Here is a 24,840-nt window from a genome sequence, read left to right as displayed (position 1 = left end):
CCATAGCTTGCATGAGACAAAAATGTCTCATGCGAAGCTGGCTAGCCACCGCGGAGCCGTCCAGGTTGAAGGAGCATCCGGAGGGGATGACGATGCCGACCACCGGGCGTCCGATGCCAGGGTCTCCAGCTCCGCATAAGGGCGAACAGGCTCAGATGGCAGGCGCGCATGATGGTGCCGAGGACGACCAGCACGTAGACGACGCAGGTCGCGGTGGACAGGACGATCAGGGAGGCACGTTGTTTGAGACTCTCGGCGCCGTAGGGGGCCACCACCGTGGCCAGGGCGCCGAAGGTGCCCAGCGGTGCCAGGCGCATCACCCAGCCGACGATGCGGAACACGACGTCGGTCAGGGCACGGATGCCGCGGACGAGGAGCGCTCCGTCCTCACCGGCCATGTTCAGGGCCACGCCGAAGACGATGGAGACCACCAGCGCGGCCAGGATCGCGTCCCCGGTGATCGCGCCCAGCAGCGAGGTGGGGATGAGTGAGGAGACGAAGCCGGTGAAGGTGGCGTGCTCGGTGGCGGTCTCCGGGACGTCCTCGGCGCGCGACGTGGAGGGATCGACGTTCAGTCCGGTACCGGGGTGGAGCACGAGGCCGAGGGTGCTGTGGCGTTGGAGTCAGCGGCCAGGTTCGTAAGTGAGTTGCTTGACCTCGCGCAAGGTGAGGGCGGTCTCGATGGAGTGGACTCCGTCGAGGGCTCCGATCTTGTTGCTCAGATAGGTGTACAGGCCGCCGGCGTCGGCATGGAGCGTGGCGGCGACGATGTTGGCCTGGCCGGTGGTGGCGGCCGCGAAGCGCACTTCGGGGTGGGTCGCGAGGGCATGGCCGACGTCGGCGAGGGCGGCCGGGGCGACGGTGAGCCAGAGCATGGCGACGACGTCGTTGCCGAGGTGCTCGTGGTCGAACTGCACGTCCAGGTAGAGGACTCCGGATGAGCGCAGGCGGTCCAGGCGCCGTTTGACCGCGGATTCCGGCAGGCCGGTGCCCGCCTGGAGTTCGGTGAGCGGTGCCCGTCCGTCGCGGCTGAGGATGGCGAGCAGCGCTTCGTCGGCGTCCCCCAGGACGGTGGGGGTGGTGGCCGGTTCGGTGGGTGGTGGGCTGAGGGCGGTCCGTTCGCCGGGACTGAGGGCGTTGATCTTGCTGAGCCAGCCGGCGGGGCCTCCGCAGAAGTGGTGCAGCAGGCAGTGGGCGCTTACCGAGGTGACGCGGGGGGTGCGTTGGAGGCGGTCGAGGAGGAGTTCGTCCCTGGCCTGCCGGGTGCGTGGCTTCATCGCGCACATCACTTCCGTGCCGCCCGAGATCACGCTCACGTAGGAGGTGTCCGGGCGCCGGGCGAGTGCGGCCGCGAGCTGTTCGGCGGCGTCCGGTGTGCAGCGCAGGCGGAGGAGCCAGGTGCTGCGACCGAGTCGGCGGTCGTCGGTGATGCCGAGCACGCGCAGCTGAACAGTGGTGCGCAGCCGGCGGAAGCGGCGGGCGACGGTCTGGTCGGAGACCCCCAGGGCGTGCGCGATCCGGTTGAACGGCGCCCGACCGTCGAGCTGCAGCGCCTGCAGCAGCTTCAGATCGAGTGGATCGGGCGCTTGGGACTGCACTGGTTTCTCCTGCTGTTGGGGCGGATGTCGGTGAGGTGATCCGTCCAGAGGGCGCTCCCCCCCCGTGGCCGGAGACCGTCGGGTCTTCGGGGTGGACCTGGACCTCGACCGGGCGCGCTCCCGTCCCACGGGTCGTGCCCTGTTCCGCGCCCGGCCGTCGCATGCCCTGGTGTGACCGTATCCGGTATGTGCGTGAGCGGTCGGTTTGGGGGCGGCGCTTCAGTTGTCCGGGTGAGCCAGCTCCAGGTGGACGTTGTCCAGGCCTTGGCCGTGCAGGGTGACCGTGGTGGCCACGGGCGGGTATCCGGCGGTGATCAGCGAGTAGCTGCCCGCGTCCAGGTCGGTGAAGGAGTAGGCGCCGTCGGAGCCGGTGGTCGTGGTGCCCACCACGTTTCCGGCCGCGTCCACCAGCGTCACCCGCGCGTCGGTGAGGGCTCGGCGGCCCGCTCCCGCTCGCACGACGCCCCGCAGCCGCGCGCCCGACCGCAGTGGCACCTCCAGCGTGGTGGCTCCGGAGCCGGACAGCTGAACCGGGAGGGCGACGGGTCGGAACCCGGGGGCGTTCACCGTGAGGGTGTGGTCGCCGGCCGGCAGCTCACCGAAGCCGAACCCGCCGGAGGCGTCGGTCATGCCGCTGGCCAGTACATCGCCGCGAACGTCCGTGACCATGACCATGACGCTCTCCACGGGCACCCCGTCACCGGCCGAGACCACGTTGCCGTCGAGCCTGCCGGCCCCGGACAGAACCACGTCATGGGGCAGCGGCTCCTCGTGGAGCACGACCGTGGTCGCCTGGGGCTGGTGGCCATCCGCCGCGGCGATCAGCACGTACGACCCCGCTGCCGGGGCGGTCAGCTCGTAGCGGCCGGCGCTGTGGGCCACCGCCCGGCCAACCTGATGCCCGGCCGGCGAGATCAGCGTGAGCGTGGCGCCCGCCATGTCGTCGCCGGCGGCGTCCCGGACCCGGCCGTTCAGCAGTGGTCCGGGACCGGTCTCGGTCGAGACGCCGGTGTTGTCGCTCGCGGAGCCGTGTCCGCCCGGCTGCCGAAGAGATGCCCGCGCCGGACCACCGTGCGCGGCGGCCGCGCCGATCAGCACCGGCTCCGGCTCCACCGCGGGCGACGGCTTCGCCTCCTCGGGTGCCGCGGGGGCCGAGGTCCGCGGGGTGCGCAGCAGCACCGCCCCGACGATGGCGGCGAGCAGCGCGAGGGCCGCGGCCACGATCAGGCACAGGTGAAGGCCGTCGAGGAAGGCCGCGGACAGGGCGTCCAGGGCGCGGCCGGTGTTCGCTCCCAGGTCCATCCGGGCCACTGTCCCCAGCCCGCCGGCGTCCACGGCCGCAGTGATTCGTTGCGCGGTCGCGCCGTCGACGCCGGCGGCCGCAAGATGGCTGGGGAGGGTGTCGGTGGTCCTGGTGGTCAGCAGCACGCCCAGAACGGCCGGGCCGAGGGCGCCGCCGACCTGCCGGAAGGCGTTGTTGCCCGCCGCCGCCATACCGGCCAGATGGTGCGGCACGGAGGCGACGGCGGTGGCGGTCATGGGCGTGACGACCAGGCCCAGGCCGAGGCCCAGCAGGGCCAGCCGCCAGGCCAGCGCACCGAACGGCGTGTGCGCGTCGAGCGCGGTCAGGGACACCAGGGCCCCCGCGGTGAGCAACAGGCCCGTGGTGATCAGGACGCGCGCCGAGATCCGGCGCATCAACGGCCCGACCACCACCCCGACGATCAGGCACACCGCCGTCACCGCCAGCAGCCGGTAGCCCGCGTCGAGGGTGTCGAGCCGCTGCACCATGCCGAAGTTAGAGGCTGAGGACGAAGAAGAAACCGATCAGCCCCAGGAAGCTGATCATCGCGATCAGCGTCGTGGCGCTGAACGCCGGGCTGCGAAAGAGCGCCAGGTCCAGCATCGGGCTGGCACTGCGCCGTTCGGCCAGGATCAAGGCGAGGGCGCTGACGGCCGCGAGCGCCAGCGCGATGATCACCCGGGGCTCGGAGAAGGATTCGGCGCCGCCCTCGATCACGCCGTAGACGAGTGAGGTGATCGCCAACGCGGCGGTGATCTGGCCGGGCCAGTCCAGCCGGCGGGAGCCGGGCGCCCGGGAGTCGGTCACCAGCGGCGCCGCGATCACCATGGTGACGACGGCCACGGGGATGGTCGGCAGGTAGATCCAGCGCCAGGCGGCGTGGTCGAGGATGACCCCCGCCATCAGGGGGCCGACGGCCAGTGCCGTCATGAGGGCCGCCGCCCACAGCCCGACGAACTTCGCGCGCCGGTGCGGATCGGGCACCGCGTGGCTGATCAGCGCCAGCGTGGTGGGCAGCAGCGCGGCCGCGCCCAGCCCGGCCAGAGCCTGCCCGACCCACAGGATCTGGACCGACCGCGCGCTCAGGGCGACGGCGGCCCCGATGACGGCGAACGACAGGCCCGCCTGGAAGACCTTCTTGCGGCCGTGTACGTCTCCAAAGACACCGGCGCTCAGAATGAGGGCCGCCATGGGCAGGACGAACGCATCGGAGATCCACGACAGTTGAGATGTCGACGCGTGCAGGGCCCGTTGGATGGCGGGAAGACTCACCGAGACGCTGGTGACCGGCAGATAGGCGACGAACACCCCGACACAGGCCATGACGATCGTGGCTCTCGGACTCCGCCGTGACCCGGTCGCGGTTGCTCCGACGTTCACAAATCCTCCTTTTCGGCGCGGCGGGGTCGCCGACACGGCGATCACTTTCCAGCCAGTCCCGTCCAGGAGCCAGCCACAGCCCGCGGAGCTCGGAGAACCGACACCGAGGCGACTGTTTCGAAGGATCTCCGACATCTGTACGGTGCCGTGCGCACGCCGGGGACCACCGCTGCACCGTCCTCGACACCGGCGGAGCGGGGGTCCGGCGCGGCGGCGCGTACGACGGGAGCGGGACCCGCCCCCAACTCGACACCGCGCCCTTGACCGCCCGGCCAGGACGGTCAGTTCATGTCCCGGCTGCCTCGAAGTGGGCCGCGGCGAGTACCAGGTCTTCCCAGGCCATCCCTACGCTCTTGAAGAAGCGCGGCCGGTCCGGGGGGATCTCATGCCTGCCCGACACGACATCGGCCAGGCCCACCAGCTCGCCGGGGTCGACGGCGCCCGCCTGGACCGCCTGGACCACGTCGCCGGCTTCGCGCAGCGCGGCCGAGACCGCTTCGACGATCACTGTGGACCTGGCGACCGCCGTTTCGTCGACCTCCCGGGCGTCGGGCTCATGCGAGCCGACGGCCACGATGGTCGCCGATGTCGGCAGCAGTGCGCCGTCGAACAACGGGGTGCGTGCCGTCGTGCAGCACGCGACGACATCCGCGTGCACGATGTCGTCCACGGTGCCGACCCGCGCCCCGACCTCCGCCGCGAAGGCGCGGGTGCGGTCGGCGTCCCGGCCGACGACCACGACGTCCTGGAGCGGCCGGATGCAGCTGAGGGCCTCCAGATGGGACCGGGCCTGCGGCCCTGTTCCGAACAGGACGAGTCGGCTCGCATCCGGCCTGGCCAGCGCGTCGGCGGCCACCGCCGACACGGCGGCGGTGCGTACGGATGTGAGGGCGATCCCGTCGAGCAGGGCCAGCGGTGTGAGGGTCTCGCCGTCCAGGAGCAGGTAGTTTCCCTGGATGCGGGGGAGGCCACGGGCGGTGTTGCCCGGTGCCGCGGTCACCATTTTCACCCCGGCGTAGCTTCCCCAGTGCGCGGGCATGAGCAGGAGCTGGCCGTGTGGCACCGGGACGACGGAGCGCGGCGGCCCCGCCTCCGGGTCCAGTCCGTCGAGCAGGCTCTTGCGCAGGACATCGATGGCGGCCGCCATGGGCGGGGCGCCTTCCAGAAACGGGATCACAGGTAGAAGCCCTCCGGGAACGGATCCTCCGGATCGAGGAAGAATTGCGCGGAATGGACGGGGAGCCGTCGGCTCTGGCCGATTCAGAGGAAAACGCGGGCAATATCAAGCCACTTCCGCGCATCCTTGCCGTCCGCCGTGAGCCCAGTTTCGGCTCGGGACCTGCGTTGGGTGACTCGAAGGCAGAAGTCGAGGGCACTGCCCTGAACCCGCTGCCCGGCATCCTCCGGGCCCCATGCCCAGGTTTGGCCGTCGGGACCGGTCAGCTCGACGCGGAACGGCTCCGCCGGAACAGGCAACTGGGCAGCGTGGAACGACAACTCTCGTCCTATCACTCCCAACGCGGCCACATGCTGGAGCCGACCCGTGGGACGGCGTGAGACACCCAGCGCATCGAAAACGTCCTGCCCGTGAGCCCACGTTTCCATCAGTCGAAGCGGCACCATGAGCGCCGCGGTCAGCTGCGAGCCGTACCACGGAAACCCATGGTCCAGTGGAATGTCATGTAGCGCCGCTGCCACCTCGGTTCGGCCGGCGCGCCACTGTTCCAGCAGTGCTGATCGCGGTGTGGCTGCTCCCTCGGCGGCGTCGAGGTCGGCGTATTGGCTGCCTGCGGCTTCTGCCTGCTTCAGCACCGCGTCGAACGCGTCCGGGGTCCGTATGGCGATGAGGACGTTCGCATCGGCTGAGGCAAGATGAGCGATCTGGTGGGCGATCGTCCATCCCGCTGCCGGCGTAGGCGTGGACCAGTCGGTCCGCGCTGATACCAGGGCGTCCAGCTCGTCGCCTTCAGCCACCAAGTCGGGCAGAGCGAGGTCGTGCTCCACGCCGGACATGTCAAGGCCGTAGTCCAACATCAGTGTTACCTTCACGTTGACGGCAACGGGCTTGCCCCGTTGGGACAGGTAAGTTGATCCGGTTTGTGGTCAGGCTACCTGAGCCCGGGTACATGAGGTGGCTGACCAGCAGGTCCTGTCCGATGACGGCTGCCGGGCGTTCTACGCCGGAGCGGGCCGCCGTGGCCGGGGCCGTCATCGCCGGCTACGGGCGCGGGTACTGGCTGATCGCCCCGGGTCTCTCAGTCGTCGACCGGGCCCATCGGGAAGACGGCCAACTCGGCCTTGCCGCGGTGGAAGCCCTGGTCGGAGAGGGGTTCCAGGGCGGCGGCGAGCCAGCGGTTGTCCGGGGACCAGCTGAGGGCGTCGACGTAGGTGCGCAGCTGGCGGCCAAGGATGATCTTCTTGTCGGCCATCCGCCAGACGCACAGTTCGTGCGGGCGCCGCTCGCGGAACTCCAGATAGCTCAGCTTGCGGCTGAAGCTGCCGACGGCCAGATAGCCGCCGTCCTCGTTCGAAGCGAGGGTGAACAGCCGCTCCGAGGCGTCGTGGACCTTGTCGATCACTTCGCCCGTCGTCGTGTCGACGACATAGAGGTTCTGCTGCGCGCCGAGGAAGAGCCGCGACGAGTCGCCGGAGAAGGCCGTGCACTGGATCGGATCCCACTCACCGGCGTGGGAGACGCGGTGGAAGGGCTCACGCTCGTCGCCGTGCAGGTCGAAACCGCCCTCGCGGGCACCGTTCGGGGTGATGCGGTGCGCGCCGTCGCGTGAGCGCCGATGCCCGAGCTGAAAGGGGGCCTCGACCTCCGCACGCCGGTCGACGTCGTAGGCCCACTGCTTCCGCTCCTCCGGTTCGCCGACGGTGCTGTAGCCCTTGACCACGAGGACGTGGCCGCCCGGCACCCACATCATCAGCGGCACGATCCAGTCGCCGGCGTGGGTGTGCACCACCTCGCTCCACTCGGCGGTGTCGTAGACCCACACCCGCCCCTGATCGCTGCACACGGCCAGGTACTCGCCGTCGTCGGAGAAGTCCATCCCGTTCACGTGGTCGTACTCGACACTGCCGGTCCCGGTCTCGAACGGCAGCAGGGTGACGGCCGGTTGGGCCAGATCGGGGATGTGCGGGGAGTCCTCGGCCGTCCAGCTGTCGCCGTTGAGCGGAAAGGCCGCCGAGCCCCAGCCGTCGCCCACGCTCAGCGGCTCCAGCCACTTGCGGTCGGTGACCCGGATCTCGTACTCGGCCTGGACCAGCAGATCCTCGTCCTTCCAGGCCCCGTCGCGCTCGTAGTAGACGTCGTGCATGTCCTCCCACTGGTCGTCGGTGAGCGGGTGGTTGCGGATCCGCACCCGCTCGACCCGGGAGATGAACCGGCGGGCGTTGGTATCGGCCCATTCGTAGTCGAGGAGCTGGCTGGTGCTCATGGCGCGCCCGAGCGGGCCCGTGCGGTCGTCGCCGTCGCCGAGATAGCCGGACGCCGCCTCCCAGAGGAAGTGCAGGAAGGTGTTGGGCTCCTCGTCCGGCAGCGGGATATGGGTGCGCGAGCCGACGTCGTAGTAGACGACGAACACCTTCAGCCTGGCGCGGAGCTCATCCGGTTCCACGGCAAGAACCCGTACGCCGTACATGTCGGTCGACATTCGTCGTCCCCTCCGGAAGTGGTGGTGCGTACCCACACCGACACCGGGCTGTTGGCCCTTCGCCCGGTGTCGGAACGCCCCTGATGTTTCCAGAGAGGTCCGACAGCGAACGCACGCCGTCGCCCACGATGAATGGCCGACGCCTACTCCGAGGAGCACAGAGCGTGGTCGACGAGGTCGGCGACATCCCGGAGCTGTCGCCTTTCGGTGTCCTCATCGCCCGGTCGGCTGTGCAAGGAGACGGTGATGGCGCTTCGCCCGTCGGAGGCGGGCCACGCCGTGGAGCCGAATCCATTGCCGCTGTGTCCCCAGTACCCGCCGCCACAGGACAGCGGGGTCCACTCGAGGCCGAGGCCATAGCGCGTGCCCGGCGGCGAACCGTGCCCGGGGGGCACTTCGGCCGTGTGCCGCATCTCGGCCAGCTGCGCGGGGGCCAGAAGCTCACCTCCCACCAGCGCGGTGAAGAACCTGTTGACGTCCTTCGCCGTGCTGATCACCGACCCGTCGGCGTCACCGTCGAAGGGCAGGTAGGCGATGGTGGTGTCGGTCATGGCGCCGCCCGGCTCGAACTGCTGGTAGTCGCGGGCGTGGGGGCCGGGCAGGAGTGGCCAGTCGCCGGGGGCGAACGTGTGCGTGAGCCGCAAGGGACGCACGATCCTGTCCTGAACCTCCTGCGCCCAGGAATGGCCCGTGACCGCTTTGATCATCATGCCCACGAGGAGGTAATTGGTGTTGGAGTACTTCCAGCCGGTGCCGGGTTCGAAGGACGGCGGGTGCCGCATGGCGAAGGCGACGCGTTCCTCGGAGGTATAGGTGGTCCAGCGATTCTTGCGATATCCGGCGGCGCTGAGGTCCGGCACGACATCACCGATGTAGTCGGGCAGCCCGCTGGTGTGCTGGAGCAGTTGGCGCACGGTGATCCGGCGTCCGTCGTTGCCTTGGCCGTGTACGACGCCCGGCAGCCGGCTGTCCACCGTGTCGTCCAGCGACAGCCGTCCTTCGCCGACGAGTTGGAGCAGCACGGTCGCCACAAACGTCTTCGTGGTGCTGCCGATCCTCATATAGCCGTTCCGGGGCACCGGCCGTCCGGTGCTGAGGTCACCGACCCCGCTGCGGGCCGTTCGCACTCCCTCGGGCGTTTCCAGGGTGACCGACACCCCCGTGACGCCATCGTCATGAAGTGCGTCGGCGTCCCGCTGGAGTTGGGAGGGGTGGGCGGCGGCCGCGGTGACGGGCCCTGCCGGTCCGAGTGCGACGAGGGACGCGGCAGCGACGACGGTTGCTGTCCGGCAGGTGGTCCTGCGACGGGTCATCGACATGCTTCCGAGCCTAGGAATGGGTGTGCCGGGCCAGCCATCCGGCCAACCCGAGGGCTCGGCGTCGGGTTTTCCACAGTGCCCTTCCCGGACCAGCCCCACGGGCCGCCGTGGCGGTTGACGGCAGGGCCGTGCGACCGACTCCGTGCCCGCGCTACGTTCGCGGCATGCAGCAACCTCCGGAACCGGCCCCCGCGCTCCTCGACGGCCCGGCCGTCGACATATCCGACGCCAGTGAACTGCTCCTCGGCTACCTGGAGTGGTACCGAGAGGCCCTGATGCGAAAGCTCGCCGGACTCACCGACGACCAGCTCCGCACGCCCGTCGAACCACTCGGCTGGTCGCCGCTCGGACTGGTCCAGCATCTCGGCTGGGTCGAACGCCGCTGGATGCGATGGGGATTCGCGGCCCAGGACGTCGTCGCCTATCCACCCGGCGGAGACGCCGAGGAGTGGGCGGTCGCCGCCGGCACCTCTACCGCGCGGGTCATCGCCGCCTACCAAGCGGAGGTGACCGCCGCGAACTCCCTCACGGCAGCCGCCGTGTTGAGCGACAAGGCACGCCTCGGGGGCCGCTTCAGGACGCCCGGACAAGCGCCCTCGCTCGGGCGGATCCTCTTCCACATCCTCCAGGAGTACGCCCGCCACGTCGGTCACCTCGACATCGCGCGTGAGCTGATCGACGGCCAGACCGGCGAGTGAGGCGCCCGGGACCGCTGATGCATCGCGGGACATGCCGCACGCGAAGCGTCAACGCTTTTGGCGGCAACGCGCGTGCTTCCGGGCACGGAGTTCGGTCACGTAGCCCGCGCCGATGGCGAGCGACGCACCGGACAGCGCGAGGAGCAGGGCCATCCAGTTCATCGATGCGTAACGGGGGTCGCTGGAGTAGAAGGTGCCGTCGTCGAGGACGCAGTCGAAACGAAGCGGCAGGTAGGACGACCGGTGATGGGAGAGGTGCTGGACGACGCCCGGGTCGAAGCCCTCACGGCATGCCGGAGCCGGCACTGAGCTGGCGCCGTTGTTGAACTCATGCTCGGACGTGAGAACGGCGAAGAGCCCCAGAATATAGATGGACGCCGCGGCAGCGGCGGCCAGCGATGCGCCACGCCGCATCAGATGCACCGGCCACGGCTGGGGCCGGCCCGGGAGCGCCATCGCGATGACGCCGACAAGGGCGATCAGCGCGCCGAAGGCGCACAACGCGGAGATGCCGAGACCCACGATCATGATTCACCCCGGGACTGCGAGTATCCGCCACCGGCCTCGTTGAACCGCATGATCTCCTCGATGGTCTGGTGCAGTTTCAGCTCATCCTGGTCGGATACGACGGCCTGCCCCACGCGACCGTAGGGACCGACCGGCGTGTCAGGCGACGAGGAATACTGGAGCTCGTCGAAACGGAAGTCGCGCTCGAAATCCTGTTGAGTGAGACTTCCGCTCTTCGGGCGGCGTAGCAGGATGTACCCGTAGAAGCGATCCGGGTCACCGGTGTTGAGCGGCTCGGTCAGCTCTTCCCCGAGTGCGAGACTGATCTCGGCGTCGAAGAGGTCGACGCCGAATGTCAGCTTGTTGACCTGGGGGGAGAGCGCACCCGGGAGGCGGATGGCGCACTCGCCGAACGTCGGCCCCGCGTCTTCCGTGAATGCTTCCAGATGGAATACGCAATCGGGTGCGTCGAGGCTTGTGAGTGCCTGCCCGGCGAGTGTCTCTGCTTGCTGGAACAGCGTCGGACAGCGCCTTCTGTCCAGGATGTGGGCGGCCAGGACACCGCCTTGGACGGCACTCAGCGGTGAGGTGTGGTTGCGGCTCATGGACGACCACCGCAGATGGCCGTGCTGCCAGATGCCGTCCAGGTAGACCTCCGGCGCGTCGATGAAGGACTCGGCGACGACCTCGACGTCCGACTCCCCCGTGAACAGGGTCAAGGCTCGTTCGTACTCTTCCGGGGACCGGACGATGGCCGTACGGAGGGCACCGGCTCCGGTGGCCGGTTTGACCACGAAGACCTCTCCCAGATCGTCGGCGAGATCCTTGAACGACGTGCCCGCGGAGACATATCGGCAGCGCGCTCGTCTGACGTCGGGCGGCAGCTTGCTCTTCTGCAGGTACTTGTCCCGGAAATACAGTGTGGTCTTTGAATCCGTATTGCCGGGGAGGCTGAGCTGCTGTCGAAGGTAGGCCGCTCCGAATACACCCATCTCATGGACGGTCAGTACTCCGGCGATATCGTCGAGTCGCGCGGAAAGCACCGCCCGCAATATTTCCTGGGCATTCTCCATGTCGGTGACGTACGTGAATCCCCGGCCCTCCGGAGGGTTCACCGGGGGCCGAACGATATAAAAGGGCTCCAGATCTCGGCGTCGCAGTGCCTCGTCCAGGCCGTCCCGGAATCCGATGACAATCATCGTCGGCATTCGCGTCTCCCCCGATTACGTCCAGCCAAAACCCTGAACATCATTTCATGGGAATACGCAAGCGGGGTCTGTGATGTAGGTCACGGGTCAATCTCCGTGGTGAGGACGCGTATGGAATCCGCGTCCCGCCTTCCGGCCGAGGAGCCCGGCTTCCACCATCCGCGGCAGCAGGGGCGGCGGGGTGCGCGGATGCGGGCCGTGGTCGCGGTGTCCGTGCCGGACTCGGCGACGAGGACGTCGAGTCCGGCGCGGGCGCACACCTCGGCGATGCCCGAGCCCATCAGCCCGCCTCCGCCGACGCCGACGCCGACGCGGCGTCGGCGGACGTGACGACGGCGCGCTCGGCGTCGATGTCGAGCGAGCGGCACAGCACCAGGTAGAGCAGGGACGATATGGCGAGTCCGACCAGCAGGGTGACATCGGCGCCCTTGACCCAGTGCGCGAGCGGCCCCTCCACGTCGCCGATCACGGCGAACGGCAGCATCGAGGCGAAGCCGACGCCGTAGGCGGTCAGCCCGCGCCAGTTCCAGCGGCCGTAGATGCCATGGGGGTTGAAGATCTCGCGGATCGAGTAGCGGCCACGCCGCACCACATAGAAGTCGATCAGGTTGATCACCGTCCACGGGGTGAAGAGGTAGCCGAGGGCGATCAGGAAGTCCCCGAAGGTGGTCAGGAAGTCATCGTTGGCGCTCAAGGCGAGGCCGGTCGAGACCACGCCCAGGACCACCAGCGTGGTGACGCGGGTCCCCAGGGTCAGCGGAATCCGCTTCACCGAGTCGATGCTGGAGAGCAACGTGAGGCTGCCGCCGTAGAAGTTGAGGGTGCCGATGGTGAACAGCGGAATCACCGACAACAGCAGCAGCGCCACGCCGAAACCGTCGCGCGTCCGGGAACGCGCCGCTCGGTGGCGGAGAGGCTCATGGGTTGTCCTTATTGGGGGACGAGTCCGGCGTGGTGAGGTGGTGGGGTACGTCGGGTACGGGGTGACCGGCACCCCAGGCGTCGGCTCCGCCGTCGACGACGACGGTGGTGCCGGTGATGTACGAGCCCTGGGGGGAGGCGAGGAAGGAGATGAGGCCGGAGACGTCCTCGGGCCGGCCGAGCCTGCCGAGCGGCACCGACCTCTCCCAGCGCTCCCGGTCCTCCGGGGTGTAGTGGTCGTCCAGGCCCCCGGTGGCGATGGTGCCGGGGGCCACGCACACGGTGCGTATGCCGTACCGGCTCCACTCCAGGCTGAGCCCGGCCGCCAGGTTCTCCACCGCGGCCCGCGCGGAGGCGGCATGAGCGAAGCCGGGGATGCCGCGGCGCGGGGAGAAGGCGATGAAGAACACCGCGCCCGAGCGCCGCGGAATCATCGCCCGGCGGGCGACCTCGCGGGTCATCGCCCATGTGGCCTCGACGGCGAGCCGGTGCACGGCCCGCCAGCCGCCGGGGCTGATCTCCTCGGCGGGTGCGGAGAACTGTCCGCCCGCGTTGTTGACCAGGACGTCGATGCGCCCGAACGCGTCGAGCGCGCGGTCGACGACCGTGGTGACGTGACTCTCCTCGCGGATGTCCGCGGACAGCGTGACGCAGGAGCCGCCGAGGGCCTCGATCTCCTTGGCGGCCTCCGCCAGGGGCTCCGGGCGGCGCCCGCAGATCACGACGCTCGCGCCGCCGGCGGCCAGGTCCAGGGCGGTGGCCCGGCCGATGCCGGTGCCCCCGCCGGTCACCAGCGCGACCTTGCCGGTGTGGACATCCGGCCGTAGTCCGCCGACCGGCGGCAGGGGTTGGTCAGTGCGCACAGAGCCTCCTCGATCTGTGTGCCAAAGGTGTGGGTGCCAAAGGTTTGACTGATGCGTCAGTTAGCCCTCTCGGCGAGACTGGCGCCAAGGGGTAGCGGCCGGAAAATTCCCGTGGCAGAAGGGGTTCACCGCGGACCCCGGACTTGCCGAGGAACTGACGCTTCCGTCAGAATGACCGGATGCTGAGCGCCGGTGCAGACAGGGGAACCAGGACCGAGGACCACGGGGAGACGATGTGACCACAGGGACGAAGGCGGAGCCCAGGAGCGACGAGGACCGCAGGGCGAGGATCCTCGACGCCACATGGCAGCTGATCGCCGAGCGCGGCTTCCACGCCGTGCGCATCGCCGACATCGCCAAGGTCTGTGGCACCAGCACCGGCACGGTGCACTACTACTTCCCGGGTAAGAACGACGTCCTGGCGGAGGCCCTCAAGTACTGCGTCGACCGGGCCTTCGCCCGCCAGTCCACCCAACTGCGCGCCGTTCACAACGCACACGAGCGGCTGCTGAAGCTCATCGACATGCAGCTGCCACGGGTCGGCCAGGTACGGGACGAGTGGGCCATCTGGCTCCAGTACTGGGCCGAGGCCACCATCCGCCCCGAATTCCGCCCGGCCCACAACGAGTACTACGCACGCTGGCAGGAAACGGTCCGCCGGATCGTCCAGCGCGGCCAGCGGCAGGGCGTCTTCCGCGCGGACGCCGATCCGCACGTCGTCGCGCTGCGCCTGACCGCCCTGACCGACGGCGCGGCCATCCAGGTGCTGACCGGAGTCCCCGGCATGACCATCGGGACCATGCGCGAACTCCTGGTCGATTTCGTCCACCAGGAGCTGGTCGCCGATGCTTCTTGAGCCTGCTTCTTGAGCCGGCCGACGCTTCTTGATCGGCGCCGTGCTCACGTAAGTGGCCCTCACCGACGGGGGATGCGGTGAGGGCCACCCACAGTGTGGCACGACATAGGTGCGGAAGCGTACGTTCCGAGCGAGGCGGACGCATATATCTACAATCGGAACTCCGCGGCCCGCACGACGGGGGCGGTCCCGGCCGTTGTCACGGTGATCACCTGGATGCCCGGCCGAGGTAGCTGTGGCGCGCCGTTCACTCGCGCCGTTCGCCTGCGCCGTTCACTCGCGCCGCTCGACCGGGCCGTTCAGCCGCGCCGCTCGACCGGGCCGACCATGGTGGCCGGGTCGGCGATGCGGTCGAAGTCCGCCGCGGTGACGTCGCCGGAGGCCAGCGCGGCCTCCCGCAGGGTGGTGCCCTCGTCGTCGGCCTTGTGCGCGATGGCCGAGGCCTTGTCGTAGCCGATGACCGGGGAGAGGGCGGTGACCAGCATGAGGGACCGGTTGACGTCATCGTCGATCTGGTCGCGGTTGAGCCGGGCGCCCTCGATGCAGTACTGACGCAGCTTGGCGCAGGCGTCCGCGAGGATGGTGGCCGCGTGCAGGAAGTTGTTGATGATGACAGGGCGCATGGCGTTGAGCTCGAAGTTGCCCTGTGAGCCCGCGAAGGCGATGGCCGTGTCCTCGGACAGCACCTGGATGCAGACCATGACCATCGCCTCGCACTGGGTCGGGTTGACCTTGCCCGGCATGATCGAGGATCCCGGCTCGTTCGCCGGGAGGTGCAGTTCACCCAGGCCGCAGCGGGGCCCCGAGGCCAGCCACCGGATGTCGTTGGCGATCTTCATCAGCGGTACGGCAAGGGCCCGCAGCCCGGCCGAGGCGCCGACCATGGCGTCCAGGCCGCCTTGCGCGGCGAACTTGTTGACGGCGGTGGTGAACGGGTAGCCGGTGGCCGAAGCGATCTCGGCGGCGATCCGCTCGCCGAAGTCCGGTGGCGCGTTCAGGCCGGTACCGACCGCCGTGCCGCCCGCGGCGAGTTCGTGCAGTCCTTCCGCGGACCCGGCGAGCCGGTCCGCGGCCTGGTCCAGTTGACGGGCGTAGCCGGACCACTGCTGTCCGACCGTGAGCGGCACCGCGTCCTCCAGGTGGGTGCGGCCGATCTTCACCACGTCGCGCCACTGGCCGGCCTTGGCCTCGATCGCCCGCTGGAGCGCCCGCACGCTGGGCAGCAGACGTTCGTGGACCGCCTTGACCGCGGCCACGTGCATGGCGGTGGGGAAGGTGTCGTTCGAGGACTGCCCCATGTTGACGTGGTCGTTGGGGTGGATGGGCGATTTGCTGCCCAACTCGCCCCCGACCAGCTGGATCGCCCGGTTGCTGATCACCTCGTTGGTGTTCATGTTGGACTGCGTCCCGGACCCCGTCTGCCACACGTACAACGGGAAGTGTTCATCGAGCCGGCCCGCGATGACCTCGTCGGCCACCCGCTGGATCAGCTCGGCCCGCCAGGCCGGCAGCCGCCCGGCCCGCCCGTTGACGATCGCGGCGGCCTTCTTGACGTGGCCGTAGGCGTGGTAGACGGCCTTCGGCATCCGGTCGTCCCCTATGGAGAAGTGGATCAGGGACCGCTGAGTCTGCGCGCCCCAATAGCGGTCCGCCGGAACGTCGATGGCACCCATCGAGTCGGTCTCCCGGCGGCTGCCCGCCGCGTGCAGACCGATGGGCAGGTCGAGGATCTCCGGAGCGCTGTCGCTGCCGCCCGGGGCGGGGTGCCGCGCGGTCATGACGCCGCTCCGTCGCCGTAGGCGGGCTCCCACATGGCCTCGTGGACGGCCTGGGCGGGATCGGCCGGCTTGCTGGTGGCGACACTCTCGCCGACCGCCGCCTTGAGCACCGCCGTCGCGGTGGCCGCCGAGGACTCCCGCAGGTTCTCCACCGGCGGCAGCAGGGAAGCGCCCGGTTGCCCGAGGTCGACCTGGTCGGCCACCGCCTGAGCGGCCGCGAGCAGCATCCCCGCGGTCACCGTGGACGCTCCGGAGACGATCGTGCCCAGGCCCAGCCCGGGGTACAGCAGCGCGTTGTTGGCCTGCGCGATCCGGTAGGTCACACCGTCGTGTTCCACGGGCGGGACGGGGATGCCGGTCGCTATCAGGGCCTTGCCCTTCGACCAGGCGATGATGTCGTCCGGCATGGCCTCGATGCGCGAGGTCGGGTTGGAGAGCGGAAAGACGATCGGGCGCTCGGTACCCGCCGCCATGGCCTCGACGACCTCGCGGGTGAACGCCCCGGGCACGGTCGAGGTGCCGAGCAGGATCGTCGGTTCGACCCGGCGCACGGTCTCCAGCAGCGAGATCGCGCCGCCGTCGGCCGCCCAGTCGGCGACCTCCGACCGGTCGCGCGCGTACGGCTGCTGGAAGTCGCGCAGGTCGGTCATGTCGCGGGTGAGCAGGCCCGGTTTGTCGATCAGCCAGACCTGCGCGGTGGCCTGCTCGGGGCTCGCGCCGTCGCGGATCATGGCATCGCGGAGCTGGTCGGCGATGCCCACCCCGGCCGTGCCGGCCCCGAAGACCACGAGCTTCTGGTCGCGCATCCGTACCCCGCCGACCTCGACCGCCGACAGGGCCGCGGCCAGGGTGATCGCACCGGTGCCCTGCATATCGTCGTTGAAGATCCGGTAGCTGCGGCCGTATGTCTCCAGGATCCGCCGGGCGTTGCTCGGGCCGAAGTCCTCGAAGTGCAGCAGCGCGCCCGGGAACATCGACGAGGCCGTGCGCAGATACGCCTCGATGAACGCGTCGTAGTCGGCGCCGCGGACCCTGGGATGCCGGTTGCCCAGGTACAACGGGTCCTTCAGCAGCGACTCGCGGTCCGTGCCCACGTCCAGTGACACGGCGATGACACGGCGCGGATCGATACCGGCCGCCGCGGTGTAGACCGCCAGCTTGCCGACCGAGATCTGGATCCCGCCCACGCCCCAGTCGCCGATGCCCAGGATCTCCTCGGCGTCGGTGCACACGATCAGGTCCACGTCCTCGGGCCCGAGCCGGAACGTGGCGAAGGCCTTCTCCATGCCCTCCGGGTCGTCGATGGAGAGGAAGACGCCACGGGGGCGGCGGTACTCATGGGAGTACTTCTCGATCGCCTCGCCGACCGTGGGGTCGTACACGATCGGCAACAGCTCCACGAGGTGGTCGGTGAGCACCTCGAAGTACAGGGTCTCGTTGCGGTCGTGCAGCTGCTCCAGGTACACGTTCTTGGCCAGGTCGCTGCCCTGGGCTCGCAACTGCTGGTAGGCGCGCCGCGCCTGCTGCTCCAGCGTCAGCACGCCGGACGGCAGCCGCCCGGTCAGGCCCAGCTCGTCCCGCTCCGGCCGGGTGAACGCCACGCCACGGTTGAGGAGTGGATCCATCAGGGCGTCCGGAGTGGCAGGAGTCCGTGCGGTGCTCTTGGCCATGATGCCTCTCCCCAAGGTGCGTCTGCATGTGTGTGCCTGCGCCGCACGCCACCCGGGCCGGGAGAATCCCGCGACGCCATCTCTACCGTGCGCACAGGGCTCCCACTGCCGCTCGTCGATCTTGAGCGAGGTGGGATGGCGCCCCGGAGCCGTCCCGTCCGTGGCCCGTGGACGGCCTGGGACGGAACGTGGTCGAGCCCGGTGCATGGATGGATGTGCGGGGGTTATCCGTCTCGTTACGGACACACCTCTCTTTACGGATAAACCTCATGGATGAATCTCAACGAAAGGGCCTGTCATGAAGTTCGCGGTCATCGGCGGCACCGGGCTCATCGGGTCGCAGGTCGTCAACAACCTGAAGGCCGCCGGGCACGAGGCGGTGCCCGCTTCGCCATCCACGGGAGTCGACATCATCAGCGGCACGGGGCTGGACGAGGCCACGGCGGGGGCCGACGTCGTCGTCAACCTCGCGAACTCCCCGACGTTCGACGAAGCCTCCCTGGCCTTCTTCCGGACCTCGATGGACAACCTGCTGGCCGCGTCCCAGAAGGCCGGCGTCGGCCATTTCGTGATCCTCTCGATCGTCGGTGTGGACCAGGTGCCGGAGCTGGACTACTACCGGGCGAAGGCGCTCCAGGAGGAACTCCTCGCGACCGGGCCGATCCCCTACTCGATCGTCCGGGCGACGCAGTTCATGGAGTTCATGGACGCCACCATGTCCTGGACCGCCGACGGCGAGACCGTCCGGCTGCCCGCCACGCCGATCCAGCCGATCGCCGCCAAGGACGTGGCCGCCGCGGTGACGGATGTGGCCCAGGGCCCCCCGCTGCGCGGCATTCGCGACATCGCCGGTCCCGAGGTCTTCTCCCTGGACGAGCTGGGCCGGATCACCCTGGCGGCGAAGGGGGACAACCGCACTGTCGTCACCGACCCGACCGCCGGTATGTTCGGCGAGGTCAAGGGCGACGTCCTCACCGATACGGGCGCCGACCTCGCCCCCACCCGCTACGCCGACTGGCTCGCTGCCTCGTAGTGGTGCGCCTATGCGGTGAAGGGCCCGTGGTCGACGAAGCGCCGCAGTTGGCGGGCGAAGGTCTGCGCCTCGCCGGGTGGCCAGGAGGCCAGGGAGTCCTCGATGTGCGTGGCGAGGCGCTGCCGGGTCGTTTCGATCGCCGCTCGCCCGGCTTCGGTGAGGGCGAGCAGGGTGGCGCGCCGGTCGGCGGGGTCGGGCTCGCGGCGCAGCAGACCGGCTTGTTCCAGGCGGGTCGCGCGGCGGGTGACGCCGGAGCGGTCCAGACCGATCTCGTCGGCGAGGCCGGCGGCACTGCGCGGGCCGGTGCGGGCGAGCCCGCTGAGCACGGGATAGGTCACCTCGTCCACGGCCTCGCCGAGGCCCTCGGTCAGACGTCGGTAGATCCGCTCGCGGGTGCTGCGCCTGAGCAGCGTTCCCAGCGCGTCGGCGATCTCGTGTCCCACATCGTTCGGCATGACCCCAACACTAGCGTGCGCGACGCACGCAATATGCGACGGTTTCATGCTCGAGGGCGCCGACGCCGACCGAACCTGGGCAGCGCTCGCTGACGCCGACCGAACCTGGGCAGCGCTCGCCGACGCCGCGGAGCCCCGTACCGCCGCGGTGGTACGGGGCCGCTGTCTCCCCTGTGGGTGAACGGTGGCCGGGGCCGACCGGACCGTACGGTGGCGCGGCCATTGGCTGCGCCCATGGTGGAGCGGCCCACCGGCTACCCTGATCTCCCACTGCGCCCCATGGAGCACGCGTCCTGCGGGAGAATGACCCGAGCGACGGCGTCTCGACCGGGGGCCGCCGACCGTCGCACCCGATGCGGGAAAGGGAACGCGGAGATGAGCGCACAGCCCGAACACCCCACCGACCGCAGGACCCCGGCGATCCCGAACACGATCAACGGCATCGGCGACGCGCTGACCGGAGCGAACCGGGCCCAGTTCTACGCCGAGGTGCTGGCCGCCGAGGAGGAAACCGTTCCGGGTGTCATGCGCAAATGGTGGAAGGCGGCCATGCTCGACCGCGCCCCCGGCGCCGCCGAGAGCCGCTCCAACGCCGCCGCCGGCACCCGCCTGGTCTCCGTGGACGACCTCGCCGACCGGCTGGAGGGAATCACCCGATGAGCCCCCGGCCGCGCGGCGGCTGGACGGCGTGGACCGAGGAGATTCCCGCCCGGACGCTGCTCGACATGCCGCCGGACCTCTCCAAGAAGGTGGTGAACTTCCTGAGCGCGCTCGCCCTCGAAGTCGGCGGCGCGATCGACCGCGACCGACGGCCCCCCGGCGACCCCATGGACGACCTGGGCGCCCGGTACAGCCTGCAGATCGGCGGCGAGCCGGTCGTCTTCGAGTACGTCGTCCTCCCCGAGCTCCGCGAGATCCGCGTCCCCGTATTGGTCTGGTTCCGCTGACCTTCCGCGCCGGGACGGGCGGGGCTCCCGGGCCGGCGCGGGGAGGTGCCGCCTTCCCGGTCTACCTCGATTCGACGCGTCCGAGCGGGCTGGGGCCGGCCGCCAGCGCGTCACACGCCGTCTGCCACGCGGAATCCCCGGGGCTGAGCTGTGTGCGGAGGTAGGCCGAGGTGAGCCGCTGGACCGCGGACACGCGCTGGAGGTTTTCGTCGGTGGTCTCGGCGACGTCGTAGCCGGAGATCCCGCCGAGCCCGTGCTCCGCGTCGTACAGCGTGAGCAGGGACTTGGGGCCGGGGGAGAGGAAGTACGGATCGGTGTGCCACTCCGGGCCCCGGACCGTCAGATGGGGAGAGGCGTCCTTGTCGCCGGCGACCACGAGCGCGGGCGTGGCCATCTTGGAGAAGTCCGTGGTCAGGAAGAAGGGGAAGTTCCCGGCCGTGGACTCGGTGAGGGCGTCGCCGCCCCGGCCGGGCGCGGCGAGCAGGACGCCCGCCGTGATCCGGGGCTCGGTCAGGTTCACCTCCGTTCCGTCCTCCGGATCGGTGAGCCGGGCGCCCAGCAGCAGGCTCGCGGTGTGCCCGCCCATCGAGTGCCCGGCCACGGCCACCTTGCTCCGGTCGACGCGCCCGAGGATCTGCGGAACGGCGGCCTCGATCACATCGAGCTGGTCGAGGACGCGCATCATGTCCTCGGCGCGCGATCGCCAGAACAGCGGCGCGCCGGGGGTGTCGGAGTCCAGGGTCAGCGTCCGTGAGCTCAGATGGGTGGGCTGGATGACCACGAAACCGTGGGCGGCCCAGAAGTTGACGAGAGGGGCGTATCCGTTCAGTGAGGAGAGGTGGTTCGAGTAGCCCTGACCGTGTGAGAGGAGGATGACCGGCAGGTCGCTCCCGGTCACGGGCGCGGAGACGCGCACTTCCAGGTCCACGGCCCGGTCGGGGGCGGGCAGCACCACCGGGCTGACCGAGAGGACGGGAGCGGGTGAGCCGAAGGCGTCGGCCGCGTATGTGGATTCACTCATGGTGTGCGCATATCCCTTCAATGGCCTCTGCCCCCGGTCTCGTTCGGCCGGGGCGGATGAGGCGATCAGGAGTGTCCGGTTTCGGACAGCGCCGAAAACGGATCGTCGTTCCGATTAATGTACGGAGCGTCGTTCCGTTTTGTCAAAGCGGTTGACCGTGCGGCAGCTCAGGCGGCCGGCCACGGAACACGGCGGACGTGCGGCGCCATGCCCTCCGGACACAGAGCCTTGACCACCGCCTTTTGCCCCCGGGACGCGATCACTCTCAGGCCCGCCGCGCCGCCACGCAGCGGGCGTGGGCCGCCAGGAGGGTCGGCATCGCGAGTCGCGGGCCGTCCGGGTCCTTGGCCGCGTCGTCCCAGCGGCGCAGCGCGACCGCGTCCTCGGCCAGTGGATGGGCCGCGAATTCCGCCACCTCGCGCCCGTCCATCGGGCCGCCCTGGACCTTCAGGGACGCGACCGACGCCGGGCTGAGCAGGGCGTGGTACTCCGCGTCGGTCGCCACCAGATAGCGCTTGGCCGGTACGTGCTGGGCGATGACCCACGCCGCCCGTTCGCTCACCCGGCGGCGGGCGAACTCGGCGCCCGCCACCTCGTGCGGCAGGCCCGGGTGCTCGGCCCGGACCGGCCGGGCACGGCCGATGTCGTGCAGCGCCGCGGCCACCACCAGCTCGTCGTCCGCGCCCGCGTCCATCGCCAGCCACGCCGTCTGCAGCGCGTGTGTCCGCTGGTCGACGGCCTCGCCGTCGTACGGCAGGCCCGCGAGGCCGTCCACGAGCGCGGTCAGCTCCTCGTTCGTCAGCGGGTCGAGGGGGGTGGGGGTGGTCATCGGTCCTCCGTTCCGCGGATGGTCTCCGCCAGTTCCTCCGCGAGCCGCGGGGTGGCCGCGACCACGCCCGACCAGCGGCGGGTGAGGTCGGGGTCGATCTCCAGCGGGCGGCCGTGCACATCGATCACCGCGCCGCCCGCCGCGGGGACGGTCACCATCGCGGCCGCCAGGTCCACGATCCGGTGGGTGTCGGAACCGGCGTCGGCGAAGGCGTCCGTGGACCCCTCTGCCACCAGCACCGCTTCCAGGCAACTCGTGGACAGGATGCGGATCCTGGCCGCCCGCGTCGCCACCCGCCACCACGCGTCGGCGATGTGCGGCTGCGGCCGCAGCAGACTCACGGCCGCGCCGTCCAGCTCCGTACGGCCGTTCGTGCGGTACGGGGACGGCTGACCCGCCACCGTGTGCCAGCAGCGCCCGGTGTCCAGCCAGCTGGTCAGCGCCTCGGTCGGCACACCGTCCACCGCGATGACACCCGCGAACGCGGACAGCGGGACACCCGAGGCGGCGTTCGCCGTGCCGTCCACCGGGTCGGTGACCAGGGTGACGGCGGATCCGTTGTCGATGCTGCCCAGTTCCTCGCTGAGCAGATTGATCCGGTGGGCGTTCACCACCTCGGCGATCGCGGTGTCCACCAGGATGTCCAGCCGCATCGTGGGCGTACCGTCCGCGCCGACCTGCACCTTCTCGGCCAGCTGGGCGCGGTCGTACGCCTCGCGCGCGGCGCGGAACGCGTCCGTGGCGGCGCGGGTCGCCGCGGCCAGCGCCGGGTGGACGCCGGTCGGCAGATGCGGTTCGGGCACCGGCCAGGGGATCCGGCCGCTCATGCCGCGTCACCTCCCGCGTTCGTTCGCGAATTCGTTCGCGAGATCGATGTCGAGTCCGAGTCCGAGTCTGAGCCCGATGTCGAGTCCGAGCCCGATGCCGAGTCCGAGCCCGCTTCGGGGTTCGCGCGCAGGACCGCCGCCACGACCGGCCAGGGGCGGCCCGGTTCGGCCAGCACCAGATCGGCCCGCAGACCCGCCTCGAGCCGGCCGCGGTCCGGGAGACCGGCGACGTCCGCGGCACCGCTGGTGACCAGGCCGACCGCCGCGGGCAGCGGCGCCAGCCCCTCCTCGGCGAGCAGCAGCGCCGCCGAGAGCAGCCCCGACGGCAGGTAGTCGGAGGCGAGCGCGGTGACCAGGCCGCGGCCGACCAACTCGCGGCCGGAGGCGTTGCCGTTGTGCGAATGGCCGCGCAGCACGTTGGGCGCGCCCATCACCGTCGGCATGCCGTGTTCGTACGCGGCCTCCGCGGCGGCCACCGTGGTGGGGAACTCCGCCACCGCACCGCCCCGCATCCGCAGCTCCCCGATCTCCTTCGCCGAGCTGGGGTCGTGGCCGAGCAGCCGGATCCGGTCCGCGCGGGCCTGCTCGCCGAGCCAGCCCAGCGCCTCCTCGCGGACGTCGAGCCGGCCGTCCCGGTCCTCGATCAGCCGGTCCACATAGGCGCGGGCCTCGTCCTCGGTGACCCCGCGGGTGCCGACGAGGTACCGCTCGTAGTAGCCGCGGTCCGCGTACTGCCCCTGGCCCGGGGTGTGGTCCTCGTGCGAGACGAGGACCGGTCCACGCGCGGCGCCACCGATCCGCTCCAGCCGCTGCCGCAGCCCGGCCAGGCCCTCCGGACAGCGGACGTCCAGCCGGTGCAGGATCCGGTGGTCCACCAGGCCGCCGTCGCCACGGCTCTCCACGGCCGCGCAGATCCGCTTCGCGTTCTCCAGGGTGCGGCGCATACCGCGCCCGCCGCTCTCCTCGAACGCCGCGCCGTGGTACGCCGTGGTGACACCGGCCGCGCGCAGCTTGCCCTCGAAGGACAACAGCGCGAAGTCCAGGGGCAGTTCGGCCCCGGGCCGCGGCAGCAGCTCCTTCTCCAGGCCGTCGCTGTGCACATCCACCAGACCGGGCAGACACAGCATTCCCTGGCCGTCGACATCGGCCTCCACACCGGCCGGGTGCGGTGCGACCTCCGCGATCCTGCCGTCCCGGACCGCGACCAGCGCGTCGTCCAGCACCCGGTCCGGCAGCACCGCCCGTACGTGCCCCAGCACGTAGTCCCGGGGCGGGCCGCCCAGCGTCCAGCCCTGGGCCGGCGCCGCGGCCGGCCCCCTGCTCATCAGGTCCGTGTTCATGCCGCTGCCTCCAGCATCTGATCCGGCGCGCCCTGCCGGGCGATCCGGCCCTCGCCGACGAACACCACCCGGGACGCCAGCCGCCGGATGGCGTCCATTTCGTGGAAGACGGCGAGGACGGCCACGCCCTGCCCCGTCAGCGAGTCGACCAGCTCCAGCGCGGCCTCCCGGTCGGCCGGGTCCAGCGCGGACACCGGCTCGTCGAGCAGCAGCAGCCGGGGCGGCTGCACCGTGCCCGCGGCGAGGTTCACCCGCTGGCGCTCAGGCGAGATGACGTAGTCGATCCGCCGGTTGACGAAGGTGCCCGCTCCCTGGGTCCGGCGGACGACGAACCGGCGCTCCAATTCCTGAACGGCGGCCCGTGCGGCGGCCCGGCCCACGCCGAACCGCCGGGCGATCTCGGCCTCGCCGGCCACCCGGGTGCCATGAGCACACTCGGCCAGTTCGGCGGACAACCGCTCCGCGATCTCCAGATACCTGGTCGCACTCACACCGGGAACTGTGATCGGCCCACTCGTCCGGACAACCTGCCGACGGCCAACGAGACCGAACCGGGAATGTGAACAACCGGGACAGTTGTTTCGCGATTCGAACCGGCCGGGGGGCCGGCCGATACGGCCCCTGACGACTA

Annotated in this window: 25 protein-coding genes; 5 read left to right on the top strand and 20 right to left on the bottom strand. The window is 70.4% G+C overall.

Annotation, left to right across the window (positions count from 1 at the left end; translation table 11 throughout):
* Positions 1–41: 41 nt before the first annotated feature.
* The 8 genes from NP777_RS02310 to NP777_RS02275 all read right to left on the bottom strand — a co-directional run bounded on the left by NP777_RS02310 (position 42) and on the right by NP777_RS02275 (position 9,256).
* Positions 42–596, bottom strand: a complete 555-nt coding sequence (locus NP777_RS02310; RefSeq protein ID WP_256648288.1) for a cation:dicarboxylate symporter family transporter — start codon at positions 594–596, stop codon at positions 42–44.
* Positions 597–623: 27 nt separating this feature from the next.
* The gene (locus NP777_RS02305; RefSeq protein WP_256648287.1) at positions 624–1,598 is read right to left on the bottom strand and encodes an Lrp/AsnC family transcriptional regulator; all 975 of its coding nucleotides are present in this window, start codon (positions 1,596–1,598) and stop codon (positions 624–626) included.
* Between the two features lie 219 nt (positions 1,599–1,817).
* Positions 1,818–3,389 carry an MFS transporter gene (locus tag NP777_RS48420; RefSeq protein ID WP_391858441.1) on the bottom strand — a complete coding sequence of 524 codons (1,572 nt, stop codon included), beginning with the start codon at positions 3,387–3,389 and terminating at the stop codon, positions 1,818–1,820.
* Between the two features lie 7 nt (positions 3,390–3,396).
* The gene (locus NP777_RS48415) at positions 3,397–4,281 is read right to left on the bottom strand and encodes an MFS transporter (protein WP_391858440.1); all 885 of its coding nucleotides are present in this window, start codon (positions 4,279–4,281) and stop codon (positions 3,397–3,399) included.
* A 286-nt stretch (positions 4,282–4,567) separates the two neighbouring features.
* Positions 4,568–5,428, bottom strand: coding sequence for an ornithine cyclodeaminase family protein (locus NP777_RS02290; protein ID WP_256648286.1), 861 nt, complete (start codon positions 5,426–5,428; stop codon positions 4,568–4,570).
* A gap of 113 nt (positions 5,429–5,541) precedes the next feature.
* Entirely contained in the window at positions 5,542–6,315 is a 774-nt protein-coding gene (locus NP777_RS02285; protein ID WP_256648285.1) for a TIGR03084 family metal-binding protein, read from the bottom strand.
* A gap of 221 nt (positions 6,316–6,536) precedes the next feature.
* A complete protein-coding gene (locus NP777_RS02280; protein ID WP_256648284.1) occupies positions 6,537–7,937 on the bottom strand; it encodes a WD40 repeat domain-containing protein in 1,401 nt (466 codons plus the stop codon).
* Between the two features lie 143 nt (positions 7,938–8,080).
* Positions 8,081–9,256, bottom strand: coding sequence for a serine hydrolase domain-containing protein (locus NP777_RS02275; protein WP_256648283.1), 1,176 nt, complete (start codon positions 9,254–9,256; stop codon positions 8,081–8,083).
* A gap of 164 nt (positions 9,257–9,420) precedes the next feature.
* On the opposite strand from NP777_RS02275, the gene NP777_RS02270 reads away from it, so the two are divergent.
* Complete coding sequence (locus NP777_RS02270; RefSeq protein ID WP_256648282.1) at positions 9,421–9,954, top strand: DinB family protein; 534 nt, start codon at positions 9,421–9,423, stop codon at positions 9,952–9,954.
* A gap of 48 nt (positions 9,955–10,002) precedes the next feature.
* Here the strand turns inward: NP777_RS02270 and NP777_RS02265 are convergent, their stop codons facing one another.
* From NP777_RS02265 to NP777_RS02245, 4 genes are all read right to left on the bottom strand, one after another.
* A complete protein-coding gene (locus NP777_RS02265) occupies positions 10,003–10,482 on the bottom strand; it encodes a hypothetical protein (protein ID WP_256648281.1) in 480 nt (159 codons plus the stop codon).
* Positions 10,479–11,669: an ATP-grasp domain-containing protein gene (locus tag NP777_RS02260; RefSeq protein WP_256648280.1), complete on the bottom strand. Its 1,191-nt coding sequence runs from the start codon at positions 11,667–11,669 to the stop codon at positions 10,479–10,481. Before NP777_RS02260 ends, NP777_RS02265 begins: the two co-directional genes overlap by 4 nt.
* Before the next feature lie 280 nt (positions 11,670–11,949).
* The gene (locus tag NP777_RS02250; RefSeq protein WP_256648279.1) at positions 11,950–12,537 is read right to left on the bottom strand and encodes a cytosine permease; all 588 of its coding nucleotides are present in this window, start codon (positions 12,535–12,537) and stop codon (positions 11,950–11,952) included.
* 49 nt (positions 12,538–12,586) lie between these two features.
* The gene (locus NP777_RS02245) at positions 12,587–13,453 is read right to left on the bottom strand and encodes an SDR family NAD(P)-dependent oxidoreductase (protein ID WP_256648278.1); all 867 of its coding nucleotides are present in this window, start codon (positions 13,451–13,453) and stop codon (positions 12,587–12,589) included.
* A 235-nt stretch (positions 13,454–13,688) separates the two neighbouring features.
* On the opposite strand from NP777_RS02245, the gene NP777_RS47990 reads away from it, so the two are divergent.
* Positions 13,689–14,309, top strand: coding sequence for a TetR/AcrR family transcriptional regulator (locus tag NP777_RS47990; protein WP_256648277.1), 621 nt, complete (start codon positions 13,689–13,691; stop codon positions 14,307–14,309).
* Between the two features lie 299 nt (positions 14,310–14,608).
* Here NP777_RS47990 and fumC read toward each other — a convergent pair whose 3' ends face one another.
* Both fumC and NP777_RS02230 read right to left on the bottom strand, forming a co-directional pair.
* On the bottom strand, positions 14,609–16,087 hold the full coding sequence (gene fumC / locus NP777_RS02235; RefSeq protein ID WP_256648276.1) for a class II fumarate hydratase: 1,479 nt from the start codon (positions 16,085–16,087) through the stop codon (positions 14,609–14,611).
* Entirely contained in the window at positions 16,084–17,757 is a 1,674-nt protein-coding gene (locus NP777_RS02230) for an NAD-dependent malic enzyme (protein ID WP_256648275.1), read from the bottom strand. The genes fumC and NP777_RS02230 overlap by 4 nt, the downstream gene beginning before the upstream one ends.
* 298 nt (positions 17,758–18,055) lie before the next feature.
* Here NP777_RS02230 and NP777_RS02225 point away from each other — a divergent pair, with 298 nt between their 5' ends.
* A complete protein-coding gene (locus tag NP777_RS02225; protein ID WP_256648274.1) occupies positions 18,056–18,790 on the top strand; it encodes an SDR family oxidoreductase in 735 nt (244 codons plus the stop codon).
* An 8-nt stretch (positions 18,791–18,798) separates the two neighbouring features.
* Here the strand turns inward: NP777_RS02225 and NP777_RS02220 are convergent, their stop codons facing one another.
* Positions 18,799–19,245, bottom strand: a complete 447-nt coding sequence (locus NP777_RS02220; protein ID WP_256648273.1) for a MarR family winged helix-turn-helix transcriptional regulator — start codon at positions 19,243–19,245, stop codon at positions 18,799–18,801.
* Between the two features lie 375 nt (positions 19,246–19,620).
* On the opposite strand from NP777_RS02220, the gene NP777_RS02215 reads away from it, so the two are divergent.
* Positions 19,621–19,905, top strand: a complete 285-nt coding sequence (locus tag NP777_RS02215) for a hypothetical protein (RefSeq protein ID WP_256648272.1) — start codon at positions 19,621–19,623, stop codon at positions 19,903–19,905.
* Positions 19,902–20,192, top strand: coding sequence for a hypothetical protein (locus tag NP777_RS02210; protein WP_256648271.1), 291 nt, complete (start codon positions 19,902–19,904; stop codon positions 20,190–20,192). The genes NP777_RS02215 and NP777_RS02210 overlap by 4 nt, the downstream gene beginning before the upstream one ends.
* A gap of 61 nt (positions 20,193–20,253) precedes the next feature.
* Here the strand turns inward: NP777_RS02210 and NP777_RS02205 are convergent, their stop codons facing one another.
* The 5 genes from NP777_RS02205 to NP777_RS02185 all read right to left on the bottom strand — a co-directional run bounded on the left by NP777_RS02205 (position 20,254) and on the right by NP777_RS02185 (position 24,700).
* Positions 20,254–21,213 carry an alpha/beta hydrolase family protein gene (locus NP777_RS02205; protein ID WP_256648270.1) on the bottom strand — a complete coding sequence of 320 codons (960 nt, stop codon included), beginning with the start codon at positions 21,211–21,213 and terminating at the stop codon, positions 20,254–20,256.
* A gap of 265 nt (positions 21,214–21,478) precedes the next feature.
* Positions 21,479–22,042 (bottom strand): HD domain-containing protein, encoded by a 564-nt coding sequence (locus NP777_RS02200; protein ID WP_256648269.1) that lies wholly within the window; start codon positions 22,040–22,042, stop codon positions 21,479–21,481.
* Positions 22,039–22,869, bottom strand: a complete 831-nt coding sequence (locus NP777_RS02195) for an inositol monophosphatase family protein (RefSeq protein ID WP_256648268.1) — start codon at positions 22,867–22,869, stop codon at positions 22,039–22,041. Before NP777_RS02195 ends, NP777_RS02200 begins: the two co-directional genes overlap by 4 nt.
* Positions 22,866–24,209 (bottom strand): alpha-D-ribose 1-methylphosphonate 5-triphosphate diphosphatase, encoded by a 1,344-nt coding sequence (locus NP777_RS02190; RefSeq protein WP_256648267.1) that lies wholly within the window; start codon positions 24,207–24,209, stop codon positions 22,866–22,868. The genes NP777_RS02195 and NP777_RS02190 overlap by 4 nt, the downstream gene beginning before the upstream one ends.
* A complete protein-coding gene (locus NP777_RS02185; protein ID WP_256648266.1) occupies positions 24,206–24,700 on the bottom strand; it encodes a GntR family transcriptional regulator in 495 nt (164 codons plus the stop codon). The genes NP777_RS02190 and NP777_RS02185 overlap by 4 nt, the downstream gene beginning before the upstream one ends.
* Positions 24,701–24,840: the final 140 nt, after the last annotated feature.

The sequence above is a fragment of the Streptomyces rugosispiralis genome, from assembly GCF_024505145.1.
Lineage (GTDB): Bacteria > Actinomycetota > Actinomycetes > Streptomycetales > Streptomycetaceae > Streptomyces > Streptomyces rugosispiralis.
Note: the sequence above shows the minus strand (reverse complement) of the source record. Positions and strands in the feature narration are given on the sequence as shown.

Excerpts from the sequence above, each read along its gene's own strand:
- NP777_RS48420 (WP_391858441.1), bottom strand. The coding sequence starts at position 3,389 with ATGGTGCAGCGGCTCGACACCCTCGACGCGGGCTACCGGCTGCTGGCG.
- NP777_RS02290 (WP_256648286.1), bottom strand. The coding sequence starts at position 5,428 with ATGGCGGCCGCCATCGATGTCCTGCGCAAGAGCCTGCTCGACGGACTG.
- NP777_RS02285 (WP_256648285.1), bottom strand. The coding sequence starts at position 6,315 with ATGTTGGACTACGGCCTTGACATGTCCGGCGTGGAGCACGACCTCGCT.
- NP777_RS02280 (WP_256648284.1), bottom strand. The coding sequence starts at position 7,937 with ATGTCGACCGACATGTACGGCGTACGGGTTCTTGCCGTGGAACCGGAT.
- NP777_RS02275 (WP_256648283.1), bottom strand. The coding sequence starts at position 9,256 with ATGTCGATGACCCGTCGCAGGACCACCTGCCGGACAGCAACCGTCGTC.
- NP777_RS02270 (WP_256648282.1), top strand. The coding sequence starts at position 9,421 with ATGCAGCAACCTCCGGAACCGGCCCCCGCGCTCCTCGACGGCCCGGCC.
- NP777_RS02265 (WP_256648281.1), bottom strand. The coding sequence starts at position 10,482 with ATGATCGTGGGTCTCGGCATCTCCGCGTTGTGCGCCTTCGGCGCGCTG.
- NP777_RS02260 (WP_256648280.1), bottom strand. The coding sequence starts at position 11,669 with ATGCCGACGATGATTGTCATCGGATTCCGGGACGGCCTGGACGAGGCA.
- fumC (WP_256648276.1), bottom strand. The coding sequence starts at position 16,087 with ATGACCGCGCGGCACCCCGCCCCGGGCGGCAGCGACAGCGCTCCGGAG.
- NP777_RS02230 (WP_256648275.1), bottom strand. The coding sequence starts at position 17,757 with ATGGCCAAGAGCACCGCACGGACTCCTGCCACTCCGGACGCCCTGATG.
- NP777_RS02225 (WP_256648274.1), top strand. The coding sequence starts at position 18,056 with ATGAAGTTCGCGGTCATCGGCGGCACCGGGCTCATCGGGTCGCAGGTC.
- NP777_RS02220 (WP_256648273.1), bottom strand. The coding sequence starts at position 19,245 with ATGCCGAACGATGTGGGACACGAGATCGCCGACGCGCTGGGAACGCTG.
- NP777_RS02215 (WP_256648272.1), top strand. The coding sequence starts at position 19,621 with ATGAGCGCACAGCCCGAACACCCCACCGACCGCAGGACCCCGGCGATC.
- NP777_RS02210 (WP_256648271.1), top strand. The coding sequence starts at position 19,902 with ATGAGCCCCCGGCCGCGCGGCGGCTGGACGGCGTGGACCGAGGAGATT.
- NP777_RS02205 (WP_256648270.1), bottom strand. The coding sequence starts at position 21,213 with ATGAGTGAATCCACATACGCGGCCGACGCCTTCGGCTCACCCGCTCCC.
- NP777_RS02200 (WP_256648269.1), bottom strand. The coding sequence starts at position 22,042 with ATGACCACCCCCACCCCCCTCGACCCGCTGACGAACGAGGAGCTGACC.
- NP777_RS02195 (WP_256648268.1), bottom strand. The coding sequence starts at position 22,869 with ATGAGCGGCCGGATCCCCTGGCCGGTGCCCGAACCGCATCTGCCGACC.
- NP777_RS02190 (WP_256648267.1), bottom strand. The coding sequence starts at position 24,209 with ATGAACACGGACCTGATGAGCAGGGGGCCGGCCGCGGCGCCGGCCCAG.